Annotated in this window: 1 rRNA gene and 1 pseudogene; both read right to left on the bottom strand. The window is 66.0% G+C overall.

What is annotated here, in order from left to right:
- A pseudogene (locus tag ABZ934_RS18050) lies at window positions 1-698 on the bottom strand (hypothetical protein); the annotation flags it as partial.
- Window positions 699-879: 181 nt separating this feature from the next.
- A 5S ribosomal RNA gene (rrf, locus tag ABZ934_RS18045) occupies window positions 880-984 on the bottom strand; the annotation flags it as partial.

Here is a 984-nt window from a genome sequence, read left to right as displayed (position 1 = left end):
CCACCACGGTCATCACGACGCTGGAAACCACCGCCGGCGGGACGCCCACCACGGTCGTCATCACGGCGCGGGTAGCTGGGACGGTCACCACGGTCATCACGACGCGGGTAACTCGGACGGTCACCACCACGGTCATCACGACCACCGCGGAACCCACCACGGTCGTCATCACGACGCGGGTAACTCGGACGGTCACCACCACGGTCATCGCGACGCTGGAAACCACCGCCGGCGGGACGCCCACCACGGTCGTCATCACGGCGCGGGTAGCTGGGACGGTCACCACGGTCATCACGACGCGGGTAACTCGGACGGTCACCACCACGATCGTCACGACGCTGGAAACCACCACCCGTCGGACGGTCACCACGGTCATCACGACGCGGGTAACTCGGACGGTCACCACCACGATCGTCACGACGCTGGAAACCACCACCCGTGGGACGGTCACCACGGTCATCACGACGCGGGTAACTCGGACGGTCACCACCACGGTCATCACGACGGGGGTAGCCACCGCCGGAGGGACGGTCACCACCGCCGGCGGGACGGCCACCACGGTCGTCACGGCGGAAGCCGCCGCCACCACCACCGGTCGGACGGCCACCGCGGTCGTCGCGACGGAAACCACCACGGTCACCGCCACGGTCGTCACGGCCCCCGCGGTAGCCGCCCCTGTCACCGCCGTCGTTGCGACGAGGCTCGCGCTCCGGACGATCGTCGGGAGAGTTGGACATGGGTGTGACTCCTGTCTTCGGGGTACCGCTAGTCATTCTCGCGCAACCAACCCATGGCCGCGCTTCGGCGTAAAGAGATACAAAAACAAAAAGGACCCTTGGTCCAGCGTTGAACGCTGGACCAAGGGTCCTTTGAAAGATTGTTCGGCGGTGTCCTACTCTCCCACAGGGTCCCCCCTGCAGTACCATCGGCGCTGAAAGGCTTAGCTTCCGGGTTCGGAATGTAACCGGGCGTTTCCCTAACGCT

The organism is Streptomyces sp. NPDC046557 (assembly GCF_040645975.1).
In the GTDB taxonomy this organism is placed as follows: domain Bacteria; phylum Actinomycetota; class Actinomycetes; order Streptomycetales; family Streptomycetaceae; genus Streptomyces.
The sequence above is the reverse complement of the archived record's forward strand: the minus strand, read 5'-3'. Positions and strand labels throughout refer to the sequence as shown.